The 22,804-nt window shown below is 34.7% G+C and carries 25 protein-coding genes and 1 riboswitch; of the genes, 19 read left to right on the top strand and 6 right to left on the bottom strand.

Features of this window, described 5'->3' with window-relative positions; translation table 11 throughout:
• Positions 1 to 197 precede the first annotated feature (197 nt).
• The 5 genes from sufC (at position 198) to sufB (ending at position 5,422) form a co-directional block, all read left to right on the top strand.
• Positions 198 to 983, top strand: coding sequence for a Fe-S cluster assembly ATPase SufC (gene sufC, locus A9178_RS04555; protein WP_068672824.1), 786 nt, complete (start codon positions 198 to 200; stop codon positions 981 to 983).
• Between the two features lie 17 nt (positions 984 to 1,000).
• On the top strand, positions 1,001 to 2,311 hold the full coding sequence (sufD, locus tag A9178_RS04550; protein ID WP_068672823.1) for a Fe-S cluster assembly protein SufD: 1,311 nt from the start codon (positions 1,001 to 1,003) through the stop codon (positions 2,309 to 2,311).
• On the top strand, positions 2,311 to 3,534 hold the full coding sequence (locus A9178_RS04545) for a cysteine desulfurase (protein ID WP_068672822.1): 1,224 nt from the start codon (positions 2,311 to 2,313) through the stop codon (positions 3,532 to 3,534). Before sufD ends, A9178_RS04545 begins: the two co-directional genes overlap by 1 nt.
• Positions 3,521 to 3,955 carry a Fe-S cluster assembly sulfur transfer protein SufU gene (gene sufU, locus A9178_RS04540; RefSeq protein ID WP_068672821.1) on the top strand — a complete coding sequence of 145 codons (435 nt, stop codon included), beginning with the start codon at positions 3,521 to 3,523 and terminating at the stop codon, positions 3,953 to 3,955. Before A9178_RS04545 ends, sufU begins: the two co-directional genes overlap by 14 nt.
• 69 nt (positions 3,956 to 4,024) lie before the next feature.
• Positions 4,025 to 5,422 (top strand): Fe-S cluster assembly protein SufB, encoded by a 1,398-nt coding sequence (gene sufB, locus A9178_RS04535; protein ID WP_068672820.1) that lies wholly within the window; start codon positions 4,025 to 4,027, stop codon positions 5,420 to 5,422.
• 123 nt (positions 5,423 to 5,545) lie between these two features.
• On the opposite strand, the gene A9178_RS04530 is transcribed toward sufB, so the two are convergent.
• Entirely contained in the window at positions 5,546 to 6,088 is a 543-nt protein-coding gene (locus tag A9178_RS04530; protein WP_068672819.1) for an NADPH-dependent FMN reductase, read from the bottom strand.
• A gap of 238 nt (positions 6,089 to 6,326) precedes the next feature.
• Between A9178_RS04530 and A9178_RS04525 the strand changes: the two genes are divergently transcribed.
• The 7 genes from A9178_RS04525 (at position 6,327) to A9178_RS18890 (ending at position 13,676) form a co-directional block, all read left to right on the top strand.
• The gene (locus A9178_RS04525) at positions 6,327 to 7,145 is read left to right on the top strand and encodes a sulfite exporter TauE/SafE family protein (protein ID WP_068672818.1); all 819 of its coding nucleotides are present in this window, start codon (positions 6,327 to 6,329) and stop codon (positions 7,143 to 7,145) included.
• 11 nt (positions 7,146 to 7,156) lie between these two features.
• Positions 7,157 to 8,554, top strand: coding sequence for a bifunctional metallophosphatase/5'-nucleotidase (locus A9178_RS04520; RefSeq protein ID WP_068672817.1), 1,398 nt, complete (start codon positions 7,157 to 7,159; stop codon positions 8,552 to 8,554).
• A 99-nt stretch (positions 8,555 to 8,653) separates the two neighbouring features.
• Positions 8,654 to 8,965 (top strand): YunC family protein, encoded by a 312-nt coding sequence (locus A9178_RS04515; RefSeq protein ID WP_068672815.1) that lies wholly within the window; start codon positions 8,654 to 8,656, stop codon positions 8,963 to 8,965.
• A gap of 103 nt (positions 8,966 to 9,068) precedes the next feature.
• Positions 9,069 to 9,878, top strand: coding sequence for a sporulation protein YunB (gene yunB, locus A9178_RS04510; RefSeq protein WP_068672813.1), 810 nt, complete (start codon positions 9,069 to 9,071; stop codon positions 9,876 to 9,878).
• A gap of 41 nt (positions 9,879 to 9,919) precedes the next feature.
• Positions 9,920 to 10,095, top strand: a riboswitch (Lysine riboswitch).
• A 190-nt stretch (positions 10,096 to 10,285) separates the two neighbouring features.
• Positions 10,286 to 11,836 carry a Na+/H+ antiporter NhaC family protein gene (locus tag A9178_RS04505; protein WP_068672812.1) on the top strand — a complete coding sequence of 517 codons (1,551 nt, stop codon included), beginning with the start codon at positions 10,286 to 10,288 and terminating at the stop codon, positions 11,834 to 11,836.
• Positions 11,837 to 12,032: 196 nt separating this feature from the next.
• Positions 12,033 to 13,568, top strand: a complete 1,536-nt coding sequence (locus A9178_RS04500) for a sodium-dependent transporter (protein ID WP_068672811.1) — start codon at positions 12,033 to 12,035, stop codon at positions 13,566 to 13,568.
• Positions 13,569 to 13,676 carry a methionine/alanine import family NSS transporter small subunit gene (locus A9178_RS18890; protein WP_156520701.1) on the top strand — a complete coding sequence of 36 codons (108 nt, stop codon included), beginning with the start codon at positions 13,569 to 13,571 and terminating at the stop codon, positions 13,674 to 13,676.
• 26 nt (positions 13,677 to 13,702) lie between these two features.
• Here A9178_RS18890 and A9178_RS04495 read toward each other — a convergent pair whose 3' ends face one another.
• Positions 13,703 to 14,665, bottom strand: a complete 963-nt coding sequence (locus tag A9178_RS04495) for a M23 family metallopeptidase (protein WP_068672810.1) — start codon at positions 14,663 to 14,665, stop codon at positions 13,703 to 13,705.
• A gap of 67 nt (positions 14,666 to 14,732) precedes the next feature.
• On the bottom strand, positions 14,733 to 15,302 hold the full coding sequence (locus A9178_RS04490) for a YhcN/YlaJ family sporulation lipoprotein (RefSeq protein ID WP_068672809.1): 570 nt from the start codon (positions 15,300 to 15,302) through the stop codon (positions 14,733 to 14,735).
• A gap of 267 nt (positions 15,303 to 15,569) precedes the next feature.
• On the opposite strand from A9178_RS04490, the gene A9178_RS04485 reads away from it, so the two are divergent.
• A complete protein-coding gene (locus A9178_RS04485) occupies positions 15,570 to 15,845 on the top strand; it encodes a YutD family protein (protein WP_068673587.1) in 276 nt (91 codons plus the stop codon).
• A gap of 32 nt (positions 15,846 to 15,877) precedes the next feature.
• On the opposite strand, the gene A9178_RS04480 is transcribed toward A9178_RS04485, so the two are convergent.
• Complete coding sequence (locus tag A9178_RS04480) at positions 15,878 to 16,129, bottom strand: hypothetical protein (protein WP_068672808.1); 252 nt, start codon at positions 16,127 to 16,129, stop codon at positions 15,878 to 15,880.
• Positions 16,130 to 16,235: 106 nt separating this feature from the next.
• Here A9178_RS04480 and A9178_RS04475 point away from each other — a divergent pair, with 106 nt between their 5' ends.
• Complete coding sequence (locus tag A9178_RS04475) at positions 16,236 to 16,550, top strand: hypothetical protein (protein WP_068673585.1); 315 nt, start codon at positions 16,236 to 16,238, stop codon at positions 16,548 to 16,550.
• A gap of 118 nt (positions 16,551 to 16,668) precedes the next feature.
• Here A9178_RS04475 and A9178_RS04470 read toward each other — a convergent pair whose 3' ends face one another.
• Positions 16,669 to 18,099 (bottom strand): amidase, encoded by a 1,431-nt coding sequence (locus A9178_RS04470; protein WP_068672807.1) that lies wholly within the window; start codon positions 18,097 to 18,099, stop codon positions 16,669 to 16,671.
• A gap of 119 nt (positions 18,100 to 18,218) precedes the next feature.
• Here A9178_RS04470 and A9178_RS04465 point away from each other — a divergent pair, with 119 nt between their 5' ends.
• The 3 genes from A9178_RS04465 to A9178_RS04455 are packed head-to-tail and all read left to right on the top strand — an operon-like array spanning position 18,219 to position 20,105.
• The gene (locus tag A9178_RS04465; protein ID WP_068672806.1) at positions 18,219 to 18,659 is read left to right on the top strand and encodes a DUF86 domain-containing protein; all 441 of its coding nucleotides are present in this window, start codon (positions 18,219 to 18,221) and stop codon (positions 18,657 to 18,659) included.
• Positions 18,660 to 18,670: 11 nt separating this feature from the next.
• Positions 18,671 to 19,297: a helix-turn-helix transcriptional regulator gene (locus A9178_RS04460; protein ID WP_068672805.1), complete on the top strand. Its 627-nt coding sequence runs from the start codon at positions 18,671 to 18,673 to the stop codon at positions 19,295 to 19,297.
• A 34-nt stretch (positions 19,298 to 19,331) separates the two neighbouring features.
• Entirely contained in the window at positions 19,332 to 20,105 is a 774-nt protein-coding gene (locus A9178_RS04455; protein WP_068672802.1) for a TIGR01457 family HAD-type hydrolase, read from the top strand.
• 113 nt (positions 20,106 to 20,218) lie between these two features.
• On the opposite strand, the gene A9178_RS04450 is transcribed toward A9178_RS04455, so the two are convergent.
• Positions 20,219 to 20,719: a phosphatidylglycerophosphatase A family protein gene (locus A9178_RS04450; protein WP_068672800.1), complete on the bottom strand. Its 501-nt coding sequence runs from the start codon at positions 20,717 to 20,719 to the stop codon at positions 20,219 to 20,221.
• 99 nt (positions 20,720 to 20,818) lie between these two features.
• On the opposite strand from A9178_RS04450, the gene A9178_RS04445 reads away from it, so the two are divergent.
• Together A9178_RS04445 and A9178_RS04440 are read left to right on the top strand one after the other, a co-directional pair.
• Positions 20,819 to 21,793, top strand: a complete 975-nt coding sequence (locus A9178_RS04445; protein ID WP_068672799.1) for a protein kinase family protein — start codon at positions 20,819 to 20,821, stop codon at positions 21,791 to 21,793.
• 29 nt (positions 21,794 to 21,822) lie between these two features.
• Entirely contained in the window at positions 21,823 to 22,785 is a 963-nt protein-coding gene (locus A9178_RS04440) for a 2-hydroxyacid dehydrogenase (protein ID WP_068672797.1), read from the top strand.
• Positions 22,786 to 22,804 lie beyond the last annotated feature (19 nt).

The raw sequence follows: 22,804 nt of genomic DNA, 5'->3' as shown, positions 1-22,804 counted from the left end.
ATGAAAAATATGGAAGCAATCCTACATTTGGAGTTGTAATTTTTGCTTTTTCCTTATAAAACCTATATTCTAGAGTCTACTAGTTAATAAGTTGATTATTAATTGGAAATGCTTTAAGATTGTAATGAGAATAGATTGAGAATGGATTAACATTCATTTCAACATAGTTAAAATATCAATCTTTGGAGGTATAAATTATGGCAGGATCAGTTTTAGAAATCAAAAATCTACACGTTGAAATTGAAGGAAAAGAGATTTTAAAAGGTGTAGACCTTACTATAAAAGGTGGAGAATTTCACGCAATCATGGGGCCGAATGGTACAGGTAAATCAACACTTGCATCTGCAATCATGGGGCATCCAAAGTATGAAGTTACGGAAGGTAGTATCACTCTTGATGGAGAAGATGTATTAGAAATGGAAGTAGATGAACGTGCACGTGCAGGTCTTTTCTTAGCTATGCAGTATCCAAGTGAAATAACTGGGGTTACTACTTCTGATTTCTTACGTTCTGCAATTAATGCTCGTCGTGAAGAAGGAAATGAAGTCCCTTTAATGAAGTTCATTAAAGAGTTGGATAAAGATTTAAACTTCTTAGAAATTGATCAAAACATGGCTACTAGATACTTAAACGAAGGATTCTCTGGTGGAGAGAAAAAACGTAATGAAATCCTTCAATTGATGCAATTAAAACCTGAAATCGCAATTCTTGATGAAATTGACTCTGGACTAGATATTGATGCATTGAAGGTTGTTTCTAAAGGAATTAACAAAATGCGTGGAGAAAACCTCGGTTGCTTAATCATCACTCACTACCAACGTTTACTTAACTACATTACCCCTGACTATGTACATGTTATGATGCAAGGACGAGTTGTTAAATCAGGTGGTCCGGAACTTGCTAAACGTTTAGAAGCGGAAGGCTATGACTGGGTCAAAGATGAATTAGGAATCGAAGACGAAACTGTAGAACAAAATGCGTAAACGTTAGGAGGACTAAAATGACTGTTGAAACAAAGCTTCCATATAATAATGAATATATTGAGCAAATCTCAACCAACAGAAACGAACCATCTTGGTTGAGGACATTGCGATTAGAGGCATTGGAACAAGTGGAAAGCTTAGAAATGCCTAAACCAGATAAAACAAAAATTACTAGATGGAATTTTACCCAATTCAAACATGAATTCACAGAAGGGGAAGCTATTTCATCTATTAAAGATTTACCTGAAGTATTACAAGAATACTTTGATCAAGATAATATTCCCGAAAACTTAATTATACAACGAAATAACTCTATTGCTTATGCAACAATTAACGATGATTTAAAGAAACAAGGTGTTATTTTTACAGATATTTTCACAGCACTTGAAGAATATAGTGACTTAGTAGAAAAATATTTTATGAAAGATGCTGTAAAAGTAGACCAAAACCGACTAACAGCACTGCATGCTGCTTTAATGAACGGCGGAGCATTTATTTATGTACCAAAAAACGTTCAAATTGAAGAACCACTGCAGGTAGTATTCTGGCAAGAAGATGCTGAGTTAGCACTATTTAATCATGTTCTTGTCGTTGCGGAAGAAAACAGTAAACTTACATTTGTTGAAAACTATATTTCCAGTAATAGCGAACAAGAAACAATTGCAAACATCGTAGAAGAAGTAATTGCAATGGATAATGCGAAAATTTCATTTGGTGCGGTTGATAATCTTTCATCTGGAGTAACATCATATGTAAACCGTCGTGGTGTTGCCTATAATAATGCAACCATTGATTGGGCTCTTGGACAAATGAATGATGGAAATACTATTTCTGAGAACATTACTTATCTAATGGGAAATGGTGCAACATCAAATGCGAATGCTGTATCCGTTGGCCGTGGAAAACAAATTCAAAACTTTACTGCAAGCATTGTGCAATACGGAAAAGCTTCAGATGGTTTCATCTTACAACGTGGGGTAATGAAAGAAAGTGCGACTACTATCTTTAATGCAATTGGTAAAATTGAACATGGTGGTACGAAAGCTAATTCCGAACAAGAATCGCGCGTATTAATGCTTAGTCCAGATGCTCGTGGGGATGCAAACCCAATTTTATTAATTGAGGAAGATGATGTTACCGCAGGTCATGCAGCATCAGTAGGGCGTGTCGATCCATTGCAAATGTATTATTTAATGAGTCGTGGTATATCAAAAGAAGAAGCTGAAAGACTAGTTGTTCATGGGTTCTTGGCACCAGTTGTAGATCAATTACCAATTGAATCGGTTAAGAAACAATTGAAACAAGTGATTGAAAGGAAAGTATACTAATGGACATTAAAGCCATTAGAGAAATGTTCCCTATTTTAGACCAAGAAGTAAATGGAAGTCCATTAGTCTATTTAGATACATCTGCTACATCGCAAAAACCATTACCAGTAATCAAGGCAGTGGATGATTATTATCGAAATAATAATTCTAATGTCCACCGTGGTGTGCATACATTAGGTACCAGAGCTACTGATCAATATGAAGGAGCTAGGGAAAAGGTTCGAGCGTTTATTAATGCTGAAAGTTCTGCGCAAGTAATCTTTACTCGTGGAACGACAACTTCCATAAACTTCGTTGCCTATGGATATGCACGACCTAACTTAAAACCAGGTGATGAAATAGTTATTACACCGATGGAACATCATAGTAATATCATACCTTGGCAACAAGCTGCAAAAGCAACTGGTGCTACATTAAAATATATACCTCTTCAAGAAGATGGTACGATTTCTCTTGAAGACGTTCGAAACACAGTAACCAGTCAAACAAAAATTGTAGCCATTACCCATGTATCGAATGTGCTAGGGACTATTAATCCAGTAAAAGAAATTGCCAAAATAGCACATGATCATGGTGCGATAATTGTTGTGGATGGGGCACAAGGTGCTCCACATATGAAAGTGGATGTTGTAGATTTAGATTGTGATTTCTATACTTTCTCTGGTCATAAAATGTGTGCTCCTACTGGAATCGGGGTACTGTACGGGAAACGGGAGTTATTGGAGAAAACAGAACCTGTAGAATTCGGTGGAGAAATGATAGATTTTGTTGATCTGTATGACTCCACTTGGAAAGAGCTACCTTGGAAATTCGAAGGTGGGACTCCAATCATCGCTGGTGCAATTGGATTAGGTGCCGCAATCGATTTTCTAAATGATATTGGAATGGATAATATTTATGAACATGATAAAAGATTAGCGGATTACGCACTAGAAAGATTAAGTACGATTGATGGTATTACCATTTATGGACCTAGAGAACGTGGAGCTCTAGTTACGTTTAATCTAGATGATGTCCATCCACATGATACTGCAACAGTATTAGATGCTGAAGGTATAGCTGTTCGTGCGGGTCATCATTGTGCACAACCGTTGATGAAATGGCTAAATGTAACGGCAACAGCTCGTGCAAGTTTTTATCTTTATAATACATCGGAAGAAATAGACGCCCTAGTCGACGGACTTTTAAAAACGAAGGAGTATTTTGGGAATGTCTTTAAATAATCTCGATACACTTTACCGACAAGTTATTATGGATCATTATAAAAACCCGAGAAATCGTGGAGTTGTAGAAGGAGATTCTGTCTCCGTTGATATGAATAATCCTACTTGTGGTGACCGTATCCGATTACAGTTAAAAGTGGAAGATGGAATTGTAAAGGATGCGAAATTCGAAGGGGAAGGTTGTTCCATTAGTATGTCATCTGCTTCCATGATGACCCAAGCAGTAAAAGGAAAAAAAATTGAAGATGCAATGAAAATGTCTGAACTTTTTTCTGATATGATGCTTGGAAAAGAATTAGATACAAATTTAGATTTAGGAGATATAGAAGCTCTTCAAGGGGTTTCTAAATTTCCTGCTCGTATAAAATGCGCTACATTAGCTTGGAAAGCAATGGAAAAGGGCGTTAAAGAGGAAAATTAGGACTGTAGGAACATGCTAGATAAGCTACTAAGATTAATCTACAGCTAATACCTAAAGGAGGTTTTTTAATTGTCTAAGAAAGCACCTGAAATAGAAGAGTATCAGTATGGATTCAGGGACAAAGACGTTTCTGTGTTCCGTACAGAAAAAGGTTTAACACGTAAAGTAGTAGAAGAAATCTCAAAAATGAAAGAAGAACCTCAGTGGATGCTAGACTATCGTCTAAAAGCTTTGGAACATTTCTATAAACGTCCAATGCCACAATGGGGCGGAGACCTTACTGGGTTAGATTTTGATGAGATTGTATATTATGTAAAACCATCTGAAAAACAAGGTAGAACTTGGGATGAAGTACCTGATGAAATTAAGCAAACTTTTGACAAGCTAGGTATTCCTGAAGCAGAACAAAAGTATTTAGCTGGTGTATCTGCACAGTATGAATCTGAAGTTGTTTACCATAGCTTGAAAGAGGACTTACAAGAGTTAGGTATTATCTTTTTAGACACGGATACAGCTTTAAAAGAACATGAGGAAATTTTTAAAGAATATTTTGGTACAGTAATACCTTACTCTGATAACAAGTTTTCCGCATTAAATTCAGCTGTATGGTCTGGAGGATCATTTATTTATGTTCCTAAAGGGGTTAAGGCAACGACACCTCTACAAGCATATTTCCGTATTAATTCAGAAAATATGGGGCAATTTGAAAGAACGTTAATTATCGTGGATGAAGGTGCATCCGTTCATTATGTAGAAGGTTGTACAGCACCAGTTTATACAACGAATTCCCTTCACAGTGCTGTTGTAGAAATCATCGTTAAGAAGGATGGGTATTGCCGTTATACAACAATCCAAAACTGGGCTAACAACGTATACAACCTAGTTACAAAACGTGCGACGGTTGATGCGAATGGTACAATGGAATGGATTGATGGAAACATTGGATCTAAACTTACCATGAAATATCCAGCTATTCACTTAAAAGGTGAAGGAGCACGAGGCAATACGATTTCTATTGCTATTGCAGGTAAAGGTCAAGTACAAGATTCGGGTGCAAAAATGCATCATTTAGCACCGAATACTTCATCCACAATTGTTTCTAAATCATTCTCTAAGCAAGGTGGAAACGTAACTTACCGTGGTTTAGTTCATTTTGGACGTAAAGCAGAAGGAGCACGTGCCAATATTGAGTGTGATACTTTAATCTTGGATAACGAATCTAAATCTGATACGATTCCATATAATGAAATTTACAACGACAATATTTCATTAGAACACGAAGCAAAAGTTTCCAAAGTTTCTGAGGAACAATTATTCTACCTAATGAGTAGAGGTTTAACAGAAGAAGAAGCGACAGAAATGATTGTCATGGGCTTCATTGAACCATTTACAAAAGAGCTTCCAATGGAATATGCAGTAGAGATGAATAGATTGATAAAATTCGAGATGGAAGGCTCTATTGGATAAAACAATTAAAACCCTTGTCACAACAGTGTTTGTGGCAAGGGTTTTGTTTTCCGTTTAAGTTTAGAGGCTCTTTAAATTAAATGTCACACCTATTAATACTAAGTTTTTTATAATAAGATGTGTTTATCTATTCGTGATCCCGCGTTGCAAATAAATTATTTCCTCAGCAAGTTTTTGAAGCCTTTCTGAAACTCGATCATCTATAATTTTATCACTATCTTCATTAAAGGAGTCATTGTGAACAAAGACATTTCCTGTTGGAACTAATCCTTTAAAATAAGATAGAATGGATCTTAAGTGATATTCTAGTACGAGAAAATGTTTGTTCGACCACCCTGTAGCTACCATACCTGTTACTTTATTTTTAAATGCATATTCAGGTAAGTGGTCTAACAAGTTTTTTAATGCTCCTGAAATGGACGCTTGATAAATAGGTGTACCAAATATGAGAAAATCAGCAGATAGTATTTTTTTTACTACATTCCAAGTATCTTCGTTATATACTGCCAACGGGGCTCCGTCAAAAAAATCAATTTCATAGTCTCTTAAGTCAATTAATTCTGTCTGGATAGTTGAGTCAAGGAGTTTTGCATTAACCAAAACATCATTTACAGTTAGAGATGTCTTTTCGCCAGCAAGAGCTCCCGATACTCCAACAAGTTTCATTATGTCTACCTCTTTTCATATTGTATTCGTACTATTTTAGATAAGGGTCATAATTTATTTTATCACGTATTAACTAGCTGCAAGACCCCCAACTTCAAGAATTCGTTTATGGGTTAGTATAGCCCTGATAGTAAGTTCTTAATGTTTTTATCCCCAAACCTTCTCGATAGTTGGGAATTAAATGCAATTAGTGCTAATATAAATAGTGAAGTTTAATAATTAGATTGAGGGGAAAACGTTGGTTTTTATTATTTGCGTGTTAATCGGAATCCTTACTGCGTTTGTTGGCTCCATTGCGGGGTTGGGCGGAGGGATAATTCTTGTTCCAAGTTTATTTTTAATGAATAGTATTTCCCCATCATTTGATTGGGCAACACCCCAAACCATTGTTGGGATATCATTAGTGACGATGATTTTTACCGCTTTATCCTCTTCTTTAACATACATAAAAGGAAAAAGAGTAGATTATCAAACAGCAATTCTTTTCTTAATTGGTAGTATTCCAGGCGGTATTATTGGATCTAGATTAAATGCCTATTTTAATGTAGACGTATTTACATTGTATTTTGGTATATTGATGATAGTTATTTCGTCTCTATTGTTTATTAATAAACGTGTATTCAAAAGACAAATTGATCCAAATCAAAAAGGTGTTAAAACTGTTGAGTTAGCCGGAAGTAGTTATTATTATAAAGTATCTGTTGTTCCTGCTATTATTCTTTCATTAGTAGTAGGAGTGTTATCGGGCTTGTTTGGTATTGGTGGTGGATCTATTATGGTTCCTGCCATGATGTTATTGTTTGGAATTCCAACACATATCGCTACGGCAACTTCGATGTTTATGATTCTTTTTGTAAGTATCTCGGGATCCATAACACATATTATACAAGGTCATATTTTATGGGAATATGCACTATTGTTTATACCTGGGGCATGGATTGGTGGCAGGTTTGGAGCAAAAGTAAATCAAATGCTTCCGGGAAAGACACTAGAATGGATTTTACGTATTTTACTTATTATCGTTGGATTACGAATGATTATTGAAGGACTTTCGTAAGGAGTTTAATGATGGAAGAAAAGTTATACTTTTATTATACAAATGATTTACATAGTAATTTCGAACAATGGCCAAGAGTGACGGCTTTTATGAAAGATTCTATAGCGGCGCGAAAAGCTCGAGATCAGGATTATTGGCTAGTTGATATTGGTGATCATATGGACAGGGTTCATCCCATATCAGAGGCCACAGTGGGAAAAGCAAATGTTCAGCTTATGAATGATTTAGGATATGATATTGTAACATTTGGTAATAATGAAGGAATTACGTTAGCCCATGATGATCTTTATCGTTTATATGATGATGCCGAATTCGATGTTGTATGTACAAACCTTCATAGTTTGGATAATCAAGCACCATTTTGGCTAAATCGTCATATTAAATATACATCGGCAAGTGGAGTAAGAATTGGAATACTTGGCTTAACGGCACCATTTAATGATTATTATCATTTGTTAGGTTGGCATATTTCGTCCGTATATGATGAACTGGATAGATATGTTCATGAATTAAGACAAGATACAGATATTATTGTTTTGTTGTCACATCTTGGTCTAAGTGAAGATCAAGAAATAGCGAGAAGGTATAAAGATATTGATGTCATAATTGGTGGTCATACACATCATTTATTACGAACCGGTGAAAAAATAAATAACACAATAATCACTGCAGCTGGGAAGCATTGTTCTTTTGTCGGGGAAGTTATATTAACTTGGGATCATGATCTTAAAAAGCTCATAAATAAGGAAGCTTACGCAACGGATATTACCGAGTATGAAAAAGACATGCAATCATTGCATAAAATTATATCATTACAAGAAGATGCGGAACAACGTTTGAATTACCCCATTATACATACAAATTATCCAATAAAGGTGGAGTGGTTTCAAAATACTAAAGTTATGCGGGAATTAACAAACACATTACGAGAATTTACGAAGGCAGATATTGGTATGTTAAATTCCGGTTTATTATTAGAATCTCTTCCTGCTGGAAAAATAGCTTATAAAGATATTCACCGTATTTGTCCTCATCCGATTAATCCTGTTACTGTTGAATTGACAGGTAGTGAAATACTGGAAGTGATACGTGTTTCTTTAACGAAGGAGTTTACTGAATTTCAGTTAAAAGGATTTGGCTTTCGAGGAAAAGTACTAGGGAAAATGGTGTTTTCGGGTATCGAAGTTGTTTCAAACTTTCATGCGAATGGGGAAGAATATGTAAAAACAGTATTGTTCCCTGACGGTAGTGAATTAGATACAAACCAAACATATAAATTGGGAACAGCCGATGCATTTACATTTGGTCGTTTATTACCTGAAATAGCCAGATCAGATACGAAGCATTATTTTCTTCCAGAATTCTTACGAGATCTATTAGTAACAACATTAGAAAAACAATACTCATAATTGCTTCTGATTTGGTTGTGTTTATACTTTTTTAGTGACATTCCACCTACATTGTGCATAAAGATATAATGTATATTACGAAGGAGGCTTATAATTCTTATGGTTACAGTAAAACCTTTAGAAGTGGAAGGAAAGCATTTTACTGCAACAACAGTAGAACTCCCTAAAACAACTTTATTAGTAATTTCCAATGATATTGGCTATATCATGTGTGCGGCTTTAGATGTGGATTTTTTTGATGAAAATCCAAAATTAAAACAAAGAAATGTAATTGCAGGTCGTGCGGAGGGTGTACGAACCATTGACCAATTATTACATGCTCCACTAGCTAAAATAACGGAAGCTTCACGTGAAAACTTTGGTTGGGAAATTGGGATGACAGGTAAAGAAGCACTACTAAGAATTTCATAATTAATGATGATAAGAGGATGCGAATATATTTCTATCCTAATGGAATAGAATTAAATTCTATCCCCCCTAAAACAAGCATAGATTGTTTTAGGGGGGATTTTTAATGAAGCCACGTAGAAGATTCGGGAGAAGAAAATTCGCTCCACCTCCAAGGAAAAACATCTTTTTACTAACTATGGTTGTTTTTGTTTTATGTATTATTTTAAGTATTGGAATTGTGAGTCAAGGAATAACACCGGCAATAAAAGAGATATCCGAAGCTAAAACGCAAGAATTTGCCACAAGGGCGATTAATATGGCAGTGCGGTTTGCGGAAAACTATGATTTTACAGATATAGCAACCATTAGTTCTGATGAAAATGGTAATCTTACCGTATATAATTGGAACCAATCGGTAATAAGTGAGATTAATAGAGTAGCAACAGATCGTGTGGAAGAGTTTTTCCTTCATATGAATCGGGGGGACCCTATTTCTTATGACTATTCTTTACATGAACCTTATGAATATAGTGATGGAGCGGAAGATCGTGCTGTACAAGATCCGACCTTAATTGAAATTCCACTTGGAGAAATTACTGGAAATGCGCTACTCGCAAATTTAGGACCAAAGATACCTATTAATCTTGAATTAGTAGGTGCAGTTCGTACCAATATCGTTAGGGAGACGGAACCACTTGGAATTAATGGTTCTTGGGTTTCGTTATATATAAATGTAGAAGCAGATGTACAAATCATTATTCCGTATATTACAGAACGCAAAACTGTTCAAACTGAAATATATATTGATGGTGGAGCAATAATGGGGGAAGTTCCAGATTTCTATGGTGGAGTAGGTAATGGGCCATCTATAGCGATTCCAAAGGACGATATTGGAGAGCAAAGAAATAATAGTAACTTGCAAGAAAGCGAATAATCTAGTATATTAGACATTAGAAAATTAAATAGACCTCAGATCGGTGAGGTAGAGGTGCGGACAAGATAAGTAATCAACAGGAGAATGACAACGATGATTGTTGATGAAAGGATTGTTTGCCGAAGTGTAATAAGAGTCAAACTTATTATAGCTGGTATATCTTTGAATAAGAGGTATACTGTCATGCATTTATGTTGCGTGGAGAACTACTGATCGAAATGGAGGATAACGTATTTTGTAAAGAACAAAGATGGTTATTTTCTATCTTTGTTCTTTTTATATGGATTTGTTTCAATTTTTTAACTATTTATTAATATAAACAAATCTACGTATCCCTAAAGAAAACTATCAGAAGTACACCGATCATTACACACAGCAACAAAAGATTATAACTTGGAGGTAACAAAATGGAAGGGACATTTTATTCGCTTATTCCTGCAATAGTAATGTTAATTCTAGTGCTGTTAACTAGAAAAGTCATTCTATCATTAGGTATTGGTATTATTATAGGAGCATTATTTATACATGATTTTAACATTTTGGGATCGATTCAAGAAATATGGAAATCGTTCTATGAGATTTTTATATCAGATGGTGCTTTAAATGTCGGTAATTTATTGTTATTAGGGTTTTTATTACTACTAGGAATGATGATTGCCTTTTTACAAGCTTCTGGCGGTAGTCGAGCATTTGGGGAGTGGATGCTATCACGTGTGAAAACTCGTAAAGGAGCTACTCTAGTTTCTGCTCTATTAGGTATTATTATATTTATTGATGATTATTTCAATGCATTAGCAGTTGGACAAATAGCGAGACCGATTACAGATCAATATAAGATTTCCCGGGTAAAGTTAGCTTACATTGTCGACTCTACTTCTGCTCCAGTTACAGTAATATCACCAATATCTAGCTGGGGAGCATATATAATTGGAATATTAGGGGGGATATTTGCTACAAATGGCTTAACGGATATTCAACCATTACAAGCTTTTATCCAAATGATTCCTCTTAACTATTATGCAATTGTAGCGACTTTATTAGTTTTCCTAGTAGCTTTCCTTAAAATGGATATTGGTCCAATGCGAATACATGAGGAACGTGCCATTCGAACAGGTGAATTGATTGGTCCAAAAAAGGGCAACGTTGCTGGAGATTTAAGTGGTGTATTTGAACCACATCCTGAAGGGAAGGTTCGTCATCTAATCTTTCCTATTTTAGTACTTATATTTGTTACAGTCATATCTATGTTTTTAACAGGAATCAATAATAGTGAAGGTAATGTTAATATCTTTTCTATTTTTGCTAACACTGACGTAAATTTATCCTTATTTGTTGGTGGTTTAGCCGCTGTTTTAACATCACTTTTATTCCATCTAAATCAAAATGCACCTAAAGCAAGTTTAGGTAAATTGTTAACAGAGGGAATTAAAACGATGCTTCCAGCGATATATATTTTAATATTTGCTTGGATGATTGGTTCCATCATTGGTACTCTTAAAACAGGTGAATATCTAGCGCATATATTTGATAATTTACAAGTAAACCACGCATTATTACCATTTTTATTCTTTATTATTGCAGGTTTTATGGCGTTAGCAACCGGGTCATCATGGGGAACCTTTGGTATTATGTTACCAATTGCAGCAGAAGTTGCAATAGTAACAGATATGAGTGTACTACTACCATCATTAGCTGCTGTTTTAGCGGGTGCTGTATTTGGAGATCATTGTACGCCAATTTCAGATACGACAATTCTTTCATCAACAGGTGCTGGTGCGAACCATATTGATCATGTATTAACACAGTTACCATATGCGTTGATTGCTGCTGGAGTAGCTATGGTAGGTTATTTGATAGTAGGCTTTACAAATCAGGTCCTGTTATCTTTCGTTCTATCCATTATATTGTTGCTTGTAATAAGTTTTGGAATAAATTATTTTCATAAGAAAAATGCATAATTTGAAATAGTGACTCATTTATTGAAAATGAGTCACTATTTTTTTGTTAGAACTATCATATAAATGTGTTATAAAATATAAAATAAATTTTGACATAGCAACACAACCTGTTATAATATTATTAAATATCTGAAAATAAACACTAATCTAAGTTTTTGCCGTTACGGATTGATAAAGGAGAAAGGGAGGATGATTTATGGAAACTCGTTCACAATGGGGGACAAGAGCAGGTTTCATTTTAGCGGCAGTTGGATCAGCGATAGGTCTAGGGAACATTTGGAGATTTCCAGCTGTTGCATATGAGAATGGAGGAGGAGCGTTTTTTATACCTTATTTATTTGCGCTTCTTACTGCTGGAATTCCATTATTAATTATGGAATTTACAATTGGTCAAAAGTATCGCGGATCAGCCCCGCTATCTTTCAAACGGATGAGTAAAAAGGCTGAATGGATTGGCTGGTGGGGTGCATTAGTTGCATTTGTAATAGGAACTTATTATTCTGTTATTCTTGCTTGGGCTATGTCTTATTCTGTTTTCTCTTTCAATCTAAGTTGGGGGGCAGATACAGAAGCATTCTTATTTGAAAATTATTTAGGTTTGACAGTTGATCCTGGTCAAACAGGGAGCTTTGTACCAGGTGTACTAATTCCGCTTATCATTGTATGGGCAATTGTATTAGTTATTTTATTTAGAGGGGTTAAGAAAGGGATTGAAATTGCTAACCGGATTTTTATTCCTTTATTAACGGTATTATTCTTGATAATCGTTATTCGTGCTATAACTTTACCTGGGGCTATTACAGGACTTAATGCGTTTTTTCAGCCTGATTTTAGTGCAATCATGTCGTCTGATGTTTGGGTCGCAGCTTATGGTCAAATATTCTTTAGTTTATCTATTGCATTTGCCATTATGATTGCTTATTCAAGTTATTTACCTAGAAAATCCGATATAACGAATAATGCATTTATTGTAGGTTTTGGTAATTCGAGTTTTGAGTTGTTAGCAGGTATAGGGGTTTTTTCTGTTCTAGGATTTATGGCTGGTCAAGCCGGGGTGGGAATTGATGAGGTTGTTGCAGGTGGAGTTGGTCTGGCGTTTGTCGTATTCCCACAGATTATTAATGAACTACCAGCGTTCAACCAATTCTTCGGTGTCTTGTTCTTTGTGTCATTAGTTCTAGCGGGATTAACATCCTTGATATCCATTTGTGAAGCTTATATTTCCGCTATTATCGATAAATTTAACTTATCAAGAACAAAAGCTGTTTTATTTGCTGGAGGGTTATCAGCTATTGTTTCTCTTCTGTATGCAACACAAGGCGGATTGTTCTTCTTAGATACAGTAGATTACTTTATTAACCAATTTGGAGTTGCGTTTATTGGTTTAGTTGAAGTAATTGCAGTAAGTTGGATTATGAAACAATTGAAAGATTTAAAAGAACATGCAAACGGTATTTCCGATATTCAACTAGGCTCTTGGTGGACGTTTAGTTTAGGTGTTATAACTCCAATCGTTCTAGGTTATATGATGTTTGATTTGTTTAGACTTAACCTACTGAAGTTATTCCCAACAGATACAGGAAACTATGAAGGATACCCCGATATGTTTATATCCATAGTAGGTTGGGGTGTTGCCGCAGGGGCATTAATAATCGGTATTCTGTTTACACTTTCTAAATGGAGGAATGAAGAACCTTCTGAAGATCTAGAACAATCAGAGGAGGCTAAATAAATGACTGGTGGAGCTATTGTTGTAATGATTATTGGTATTGTCATAATATGGGGAGGTCTTGGGTTAAGTATTGCTCATGCTATGAAAAATTCAAAGAAAGTTGGTTAAAGAAAAGAGCCCGAGGGCTCTTTTCTTTAATCTTTGGCCATTCGTTCCCACTTTCTTAAAAAAGGATAAGGGTCAAAAGAAAATTCATTTACTCCGTTATCTTTGTACATTCCATAATGTAAATGAGGTGGGAATTTTCCTGAAGTGCCGGGGGGACCATACCCTGTTGATCCTACACTACCAAGGACATCACCCGGTTGTACAACTTGTCCAATTTTGACATTATCATTAAATCCACTCATATGTGCATAGTAGTGATAAATATTATAGATATCACGAATACCTATTCGCCAACCACCATATAAATTCCAACCCATCATTTCAACAACACCATAAGTTGTCGATTTTACAGGTGTTCCATAATCAGCAAAAATATCCGTACCTTCATGGATACGTAAGCCCCCAAAACCTCTCCTATCTCCCCAAGTGCTACGATAACTATAATTGTAATTGGTTGCTACAGGGAAATCTCGATTAGTTAGATTAATGTCTTGAAATTTTTGAAATACTTTAGCTGTATTCTTAATGGTTTGTACGGTTAAGTCTCGTTGATAGAAATTCCACAATCCAATTTTAATGTCATCTTCAGTTGGTCCAGACTCAAGAAGTATATTTCCCATCGTATATAAAATATCTTCTGGATTATTAGGGTCGGCTATTCCATCTCCATTTCCATCTTTACCTTTTCCATCGTGCATTTCAATTATTCCAATACTTTGGTTTTCCCCCGGATTTCCTATGCCGTACCAAAGTTCATTATCTATATCGATGGAAACTACTTTTTCTGGTTCGTTACTATCGAGTGTATTTCGTTCAAAGTTGTCAATGGCAGCAAAGTAATACCAAGGTATTTGAGTTAAAGCTTCTGTTTTTTTAAATAAACTCATTCTTTCCTCATAAATGGTATTTTTATCTTCTTCTGCGGTAACGGTTGAAATAGAGATGACGAACATTAACAAATAGACGATAGGAATGATTCGCTTTTTCAATTATTTTCACCTCCTAAAATCGACATAGCTATCACCGATTATTATGGTGATAGCAAAATGAAGTGAATTATTCATGTTTGTATGGTTTCTCCATGTCTTTGATTAACTTTTGAATTAATTTATCGTAGTCACGATTCGTGTTTGAATTATGCAGACTTTGGATATCATACATTAAAGATTTGTTATCACTTACATATACCTTATAAAATCGAGGCATTACAGATTCAGCAGTTTTTTGTGCTATTTCATTCGTTAACTTCGAATCACTGTTATTATCCCTGTCATAAGCAATAAGCACTTCTTGATCTGTAACAAGTGTTGCCACTTCATTAAAACCATCATTATTTAAAATTAAACGAGTAATCATATCAGCCATTTCTCTTCTGTCAATTTTAGCTTCATGATTATTCATATTTTGTGTATCGATTTCATCTTTTGAATATCGGACAAATCCTAGTTGATGGTTAATATCTTGATTGGATGGGGTTTGAAATTCATGGTTAGGATTTAATTGGTCTTGAATTTGATTTCTATTTTGCATATCTTGTATCGAATTTTCTGCTTCATTGTTTGTATTGCATCCACTCGTTATAAGGAACAAACATATTGCTGTGATGGAAACAAAGAATTTTTTCATAGTAACCCTCCTTTTATCTCAATTATCGCAGGTTAACTGACTGTAAGACCCCCACATAAAGGTTTTAATAAAATCAATGAATAAAAAAAGAGGATTAACAGCCAGTAAACGCCCGATTCGTTCAACTAACATTCAGTAGAAAATCCTCATGAATGAAGTTTCACTTTATAGTGTGGTAATAAACTAGGAAATAATGCACTTAAAAATGTGGTTTCTATTCAGCAAGATATGGTAAAATATATTCAACTAGGTGAGGTGACAAATCCATTGATCGAGTTGCATGGAAAGCATTATGAGATAATAGAAAATAATAAGAATGGTTTTGAAGAAAATGCGATAAAAGATCGCTATTCTGATATCTTAGCTAAATATGATTATATTGTTGGAGATTGGGGATATAACCAACTTCGTCTAAAAGGTTTTTATAACGATAGAAGCTCAAAAGCACAAGTAGATACTAAAATAAGTGCATTAGATGATTACCTTTATGAGTACTGTAATTTTGGTTGTGCATATTTTGTACTTAAAAAAGTGAAAAAATAGGAGCAGTAGTCCTAACGTACTGCTCCAATTAGTTATTCATCATGTAAAGGATGTGCTCCTGGGAATTGTCTTGGTAATTCGTCATGTTGATCTTCATCAGGGTAAACATAAGCACTCACACGTTTTTGCCCTTCATTCCATTCTGTGGATTTGCTTGATACCATTTCTTCTTTATTTATAGCGGAACCAAATGCACCCTCAGGAAATTCCTCTGGTACTAACTCATTTTTCATTTTTTCGACATTGGAAAAGTTGGAATACTTTTTATTATGATCCTTTGGCATGTTTTTTCCTCCTTTTAGAAGTTAGCTTTCTCAGAAGTAAAGCATAATATGTTTAAAGGAGTTAAAAGTGATCCTATTAAGATTTAGGGAAGGGAGTGTTAGGTGGTTGAATATATCTACTATATTAAAGTGGGTAAGCGGTGGTCTTGAAGCATTTTGGGGAATACCGTTTATTGGTGGAGTTATTATTATTAGTTATGCATGGTTACCTCTAGCAGTAATGTTTATCTTGCATATTGTTACTCTTATATTTTCGGTTCATGATAAGAAAAAAATCCATGGTAGCATTCTAGGAATTATAACATCATGTATCGGGTGGATTCCGATAGTCGGAATGATTATGCATATTATTACAGCAGTATTTCTACTTATTGATGCCTATAAATCATCACAGAATACAGGTTTTGAAGAGTTAAATTAAAAAGCAGCAACCTTTTAAGGTAAAGGTTGCTACTTTACTTTTTCCAATAAAACCTTTTATCCTTTAAGTGTACAATAAAGGTATTTTCTAGAGCCTTGAAGGCGATGCCAGTAGTTTTCTAATCGTAATAAGGGCAGCGGACGTACCCTCTAAATCGTTTTTCAATTAATCTTCCAAGGCGGAATATGGCATCTTCATTTCCAATACTACTCATAATTTGAATACTAATCGGCATGTCTTTATCATCCGCTTCTATTGGAATAGTTAATGAGGGAAGTCCCCAAACATTTGCATAAGTTACATATGGCATATATTCTAGAAAAGTTTTACGTATTGAGAAAATGTCATGATATACTTTTCCGTGTTTTTGAGCAACTTTATAATACACGGGGAAAATAAGCAGACGGTTTTTTAAATACTCTGTTAATCTTTTATCTCCTTTTTCAAGCGTTTCTTTTACTTCAAGTGTTCGTTTACCATTTGGCTTGAATAATTTTGAACCAAAAATCCCCCATGACAACGAAGGACGAATGGATGTTCTTTCTGTTAATTTTTCTCTGAAAAAGGCTCTGAAAACCCCTGAACGATCATTATTATACGCTTCTTGTTCTAAAATGTGGTTATGATCACTGGCAAGAATATCTTGCCAAAGTTTTGCACTATCTTCAAAAAAAGGGGGAACGGTACGTTTTATAGCGAAAAACTTCTCTAAGTAATTCTCTATTGTATCAAGCATTTCTTTTGTCTTTTCTGAGATTGGGTATTCTATTGTTCCGGGCAGGATTTCCACCAGATAATTTTGTAAATGATTTGTTTTTATACTTTTATTAGAAATGATTTCATATAAAAACCGCATATCCTGTACAGATTTACCCATTGGACCAATCGAAAACATTCTTTCAGCCAATGTATTCATAACGGATGGAAAATGCCCATCCTGGGAGACTTGATTCATTCCGGGCTTAAATCCAACAACACCATTAAAATGGGCTGGAATACGGATTGACCCACCAATATCCGAACCAATTCCTGCTGCGGCACCTCCTACGGCAAGTAAAGCTCCTTCCCCTCCACTTGAACCTCCAGCCGTCTTTGTGAGATCCCAAGGATTGTTAGTTCTACCGTATAATTTATTTTCTGTCTCTTGACTAAAACAAAGAGCAGGTGTATTTGTTTTCCCTAAGATGATTGCTCCTGCCGCTTTTAACTTGGTAATAACTTCCGAGTCCTGCCTAGCTATTAAATCTTGTCGATGTTGTAATCCACCTGTAGTCTTCATGTTAGAAATATTTAATGATTCTTTTACACTAATAGGGACTCCATATAAGGCTCCTTTATTATGGATATTTTGTTTCGACTGTTCATCTAATTCCATCGCTTCTTTTAAAGCCTCTTCGAAACGTTTTTCAATCATTGCATTTATACTTGGATTTGCATTATTTATATGGTTTATGTATGCTGTAACAGCTTCTGTACTAGTTAGTTTACCTATTCTAATCGCAGAAGCAGTGGATATTGCATCCATTTCAATTATTGCAGATATATCCATACTTATTCCCTCTTTATTTTTGTGATATTTTTCTAAACGTTTTCAGGTTTCCCACTTATTATATAAGTATTATGATATGATAAAATGGAAGAAAGTCAATTAGGGGGAGACGAAAAACAATGTATTTTGTCGACAGAAATAATATAGAGATTACTTTAAAAAATATGGAACAATTACTTAGTGCACTATCTAATAATAAATTTGAAAATTATGTAAGTCAATTAGCCCAGGAAAGAATTGCACATATTTTAATTGAATCTATCCTCGATGTTGGAAACATGATGATTGACGGATTTATTATGAGAGATCCTGGAAGTTATGATGACATTATTGACATATTAGTTGATGAAAAAGTAATACCACAAGTAGAAGAAAAAGGTTATAAAGAGATAATCAGCCTACGTAGGATGATTGTTAATGATTATAAAAATGTAGACCATAAACAATTAGACTTTGTCCTTTCAAATAATAAGGCACTATTAGAGCAGTTCAGTACTCATATTAGAACATACCTAGAAAGTGAATTAGGGGTTGCCAACGCTTTTTCTAATCATAATTAAGGGTGATGTAAATGAGTAAAAAGATGTCTCCAAAACAAAGGATTTTACATCTTTTAAAAAAGAATCATTCTATGACTATAGAAGGAATCATGGAACATTTTACCATTTCGGAAGTAGCGGTTCGAAAGCATATTCATGAATTAGAAAAACAAGGACTTCTTACAAAGCAAGCTAAAAAGCAAAGTATTGGAAGGCCATATTATCAATATATATTGACTAAAGCTGGTCATGGAACATTCCCCAATCAGTTAAAAACATTGCCTTTAGATTTATTAAAAGACTTGGAAGAAATTCAAGGGTCAGAAGTTGTCAATGATTTGCTTAAAAAACGCATGCAACGAGAAATCGATTATTATGAATCACTCATTACATCTGAATCGTTAGCCGAGAGAATCAATCAAGTCATTCATATTCAAAATGAAAATGGTTACCTAATAGAAGTGGAAAAGACTGAACAAGGTGAATTTGAAATCAGGAATTATAATTGTCCAATATTAAGTATTGCATCAAAATACGATCAAATATGTGAAAATGAAATTAACATGCTTGAACAATTATTTTCTAATGGAACCGTCTCTGTTCATTCACTAATTACAAAAGGCTCACATGTTTGTAAATGGACTATTAAAAAATTGTAACGAATACGTACTATGAAATGAAATGAGGAATAAAATGAAGCAATATAAAGGATATTTAATTGATTTAGATGGCACCATGTATCTAGGTGAAGAACCAATTAAAGAAGCAGCTCCGTTTATTGAAAAATTAGTTGAGAAGAATATTCCTTTCTTGTTTGTAACGAATAACTCAACAAAAACGGGTGAAGATGTTGCGGGTAAACTAAATAATATGGGAATACAGGCAAAGGTAGATCAGGTTGTGACAACAAGTTTAGCAACTGCTAATTATATTAAACAACAAAAGCCTAACGCGACCTGTTATGTAATTGGTGAAAAAGGTCTTCATCATGCATTAGAAGAAAGTGGACTTAAAATGGTCGATGGTGAAAAAGCTGATTATGTTATTGTTGGGCTTGACCGAGAAATAAACTATGAAAAATTAGCAAAAGCATGCTTAGCTGTTAGAAATGGAGCTACATTTATTTCAACAAATGGGGATGTAGCTTTACCGACAGAAAGAGGCTTATTGCCTGGGAATGGATCCATTACATCTGTCATCACGGTGAGTACAGGGGTTGCCCCTATATTTATTGGTAAACCTGAATCCATTATTATGGAAGAAGCATTAAAACTAATTGGATTAACAAAAGAGGACACATTAATGGTCGGTGATAATTATGATACTGACATTAAAGCGGGGATTAGTGCAGGCATGGACACATTAATGGTCTTTACAGGGGTTACTCCTTTTTCCAAGTACGAACATTTAACAGAAAAACCGACTTATTATGTTCACAGTTTAAATGAGTGGTTTGATAACATCTAAAAAAACAGGAAGCCAAAAGTACTTGGCATTCCTGTTTTTTGTATCTAGCACAAGGGCCTACCCCTTGGGGTCTTAAGCTTGTCGGGAGGGTGAACAAGGCACTTGTACTTATCTTAATCATTTTCCATTTCTTCTGCATATGTATGTGCTAGACGGCTAGAGGCAGCTGCAGCAATCGCACCAACGATATCATCTAAAAATGTGTGAACTTCACCGGATGATTTATCGTTTAATTTTTTTAGAATGCCTGGTTTTTGTTTATCGATGTATCCGTAGTTTGTGAAACCAATAGAACCATAAACATTGATGATGGATAAGGCAATTACCTCATCAATTCCATAAAGTCCTTCATCCTTCTCGATAATTTCTTGTAAAGGTTCTTCTAATTGTTTTTTCTCCGCTAAAATATCTAATTGAATACCTGTAATAATAGCATTTTGCACCTCTCTTTTGCCAAGGACTTTCTCCACATTTTCCCTGCAAAGTTCTAAATTCAAATCATCGTGATATGCAGATTGTAAATAATATACTAGCTCCGCGATATGATCAATGCTGACACCGCGTTCAGATATTAAGTCTCTTGCTTTTTTTTCTAATTCACTTGTTTTTGCCAAAATAATCACCTTTTCTTTTAGTTAAATTATCACTAATCCTTACATATACTCTAAGAGGAAGTTCACAGGCACTCTAAGTAATGGAAAGGAGAGATATCAGTGTCTTTTAATGATTTTCTTTCTACTTATTATGGTATCCAAGTTGATGAAAAAATAGGCTTTGCGAGAAAAGAAGGATATAGGACTGGTAATTATTTCAATTTTATCACTTCTATTGAAAACAAGGAAATGGTTTATTTGGAACAGGCGAGTCTTGCATATTTTTTAAGAGACAATCAAATAGATTTTATCACCTTACCAATTCCAAATCTTCAAGGAGAATGGGTTACTTCTTACCATAATAAAAATTATATGGTGATGCAGGTAACAAATATGCAACAAGAGGATAAAAAATTGGAAGGAAGAAGATTGGCAGAATTTCATCAGATTGGATCAAGGTATCAGTATCAACCAAAGGAAATTTCGAGTTACGGTAGGTGGAAATCATTGTGGATTGAAAAACTTGATTACATTGAGAGTAGGGTGGAGGAAGAGGCAAATAAAAATCCGAATGCCTATTATCAACTTGTTATGGATGTTTTACCTTATATTATTGGAATAAGCGAAAATGCTATACAATATATTCGCGAAAGTGAAGCTGAGACTAGATTTCATGAAGTAGACCAAGGAACCATTACGTTTCACCGTTATCATAATCAATTAAATAATTCCATCTTATGGGTCGAAAATCTTGTCTACGATCATCCAGTTAGAGATGTAGCAGAAAATATTAGAAATTGTTTAGTGAAAAAAGAAAGTAAAGAAGTAATACACCAATTTCTAAATGAATATCAGACCGTTCGTCCATTATCCATTTTTAGCTTACGTTTATTGTTTGGGCGCTTACTTTTTCCTAATCATATTTTAGATCTATTAATACATGGTTTTACTGCAGAGAATGACGAGATTCTATATAAAGAATTAAGGAGTCTTGTAGATAATCAAACTTATTATGAAGACGTGTTAAGAAACTTTTATGAAAGTATAAATATTAATCCTAAAGTTTTAAATATTCCTATGATAAACTGGTTATAGAAATAGTTTAACAAAGGATGAGGGATAAAATGAATAAGCCAAAAATTTATATTACAAGAAAAATTCCTAGAGAACTTGTAAAATCTTATGAAGATCAATACGACATTCGTATGTGGGAAAAAGAAGAAGAACCGGTACCAAGAGAAATATTGTTAAAAGAAACCCAACATGCTGATGGAATCCTATGTATGCTTAGTGAGAAAATAGATAAAGAACTATTGTCTAGTGCACCACATCTGAAAGTGGTGGCAAATCTTGCAGTTGGATTTGATAACATCGATTTGGATGCAGCAAAAAAACGTGGAATAATAATTACAAATACACCCGATGTATTATCAGAAACGACAGCTGACCTTGGCTTTGCATTGCTTATGACAACAGCTAGAAGAGTAGTTGAAGCAAACGATTACATAAAAACGGGTCAATGGAAAAATTGGGCACCGTTTTTATTAGCGGGAACAGATATTCATCATAAGACGATAGGAATCGTTGGGATGGGAAGAATAGGAGAAGCAATTGCTAAACGAGCTAAAGGTTTTGGCATGGAAATTTTATACCATAATCGAAGTAGAAAGGAAGAGGCAGAGAAAGAGCTAGGAGCATCTTATGTCTCTTTTGATGAGCTATTACGTTCATCGGATTATGTTGTGTCTGTTATACCGTTAACTGACGAAACGACTGAACTTTTTAATAAGGATTCATTCCGAAAAATGAAACAATCATCCATTTTCATTAATATTTCACGCGGGGGAGTAGTGAACGAAGAAGCGTTAGTAGATGCATTAAAGAATAAAGTGATTGCAGCTGCGGGACTTGATGTATTTGCTAATGAACCAATTAATAGTAAACACCCGTTATTGGGGTTAAATAATGTTGTATGCTTACCACACATTGGTTCCTCTAGTACGGAAACAAGAACCAAAATGATACAACTTTGTTTCGAAAATGTAGATGGTGTAATACAGGGTAGAGGTGCAAAAACACCGGTTTAAACGAAAAAAAGGCAGGTAA

This window comes from Oceanobacillus sp. Castelsardo (genome assembly GCF_001659985.1).
Lineage (GTDB): Bacteria > Bacillota > Bacilli > Bacillales > Amphibacillaceae > Oceanobacillus.
This window is presented reverse-complemented; position numbering and strand designations above follow the sequence as displayed.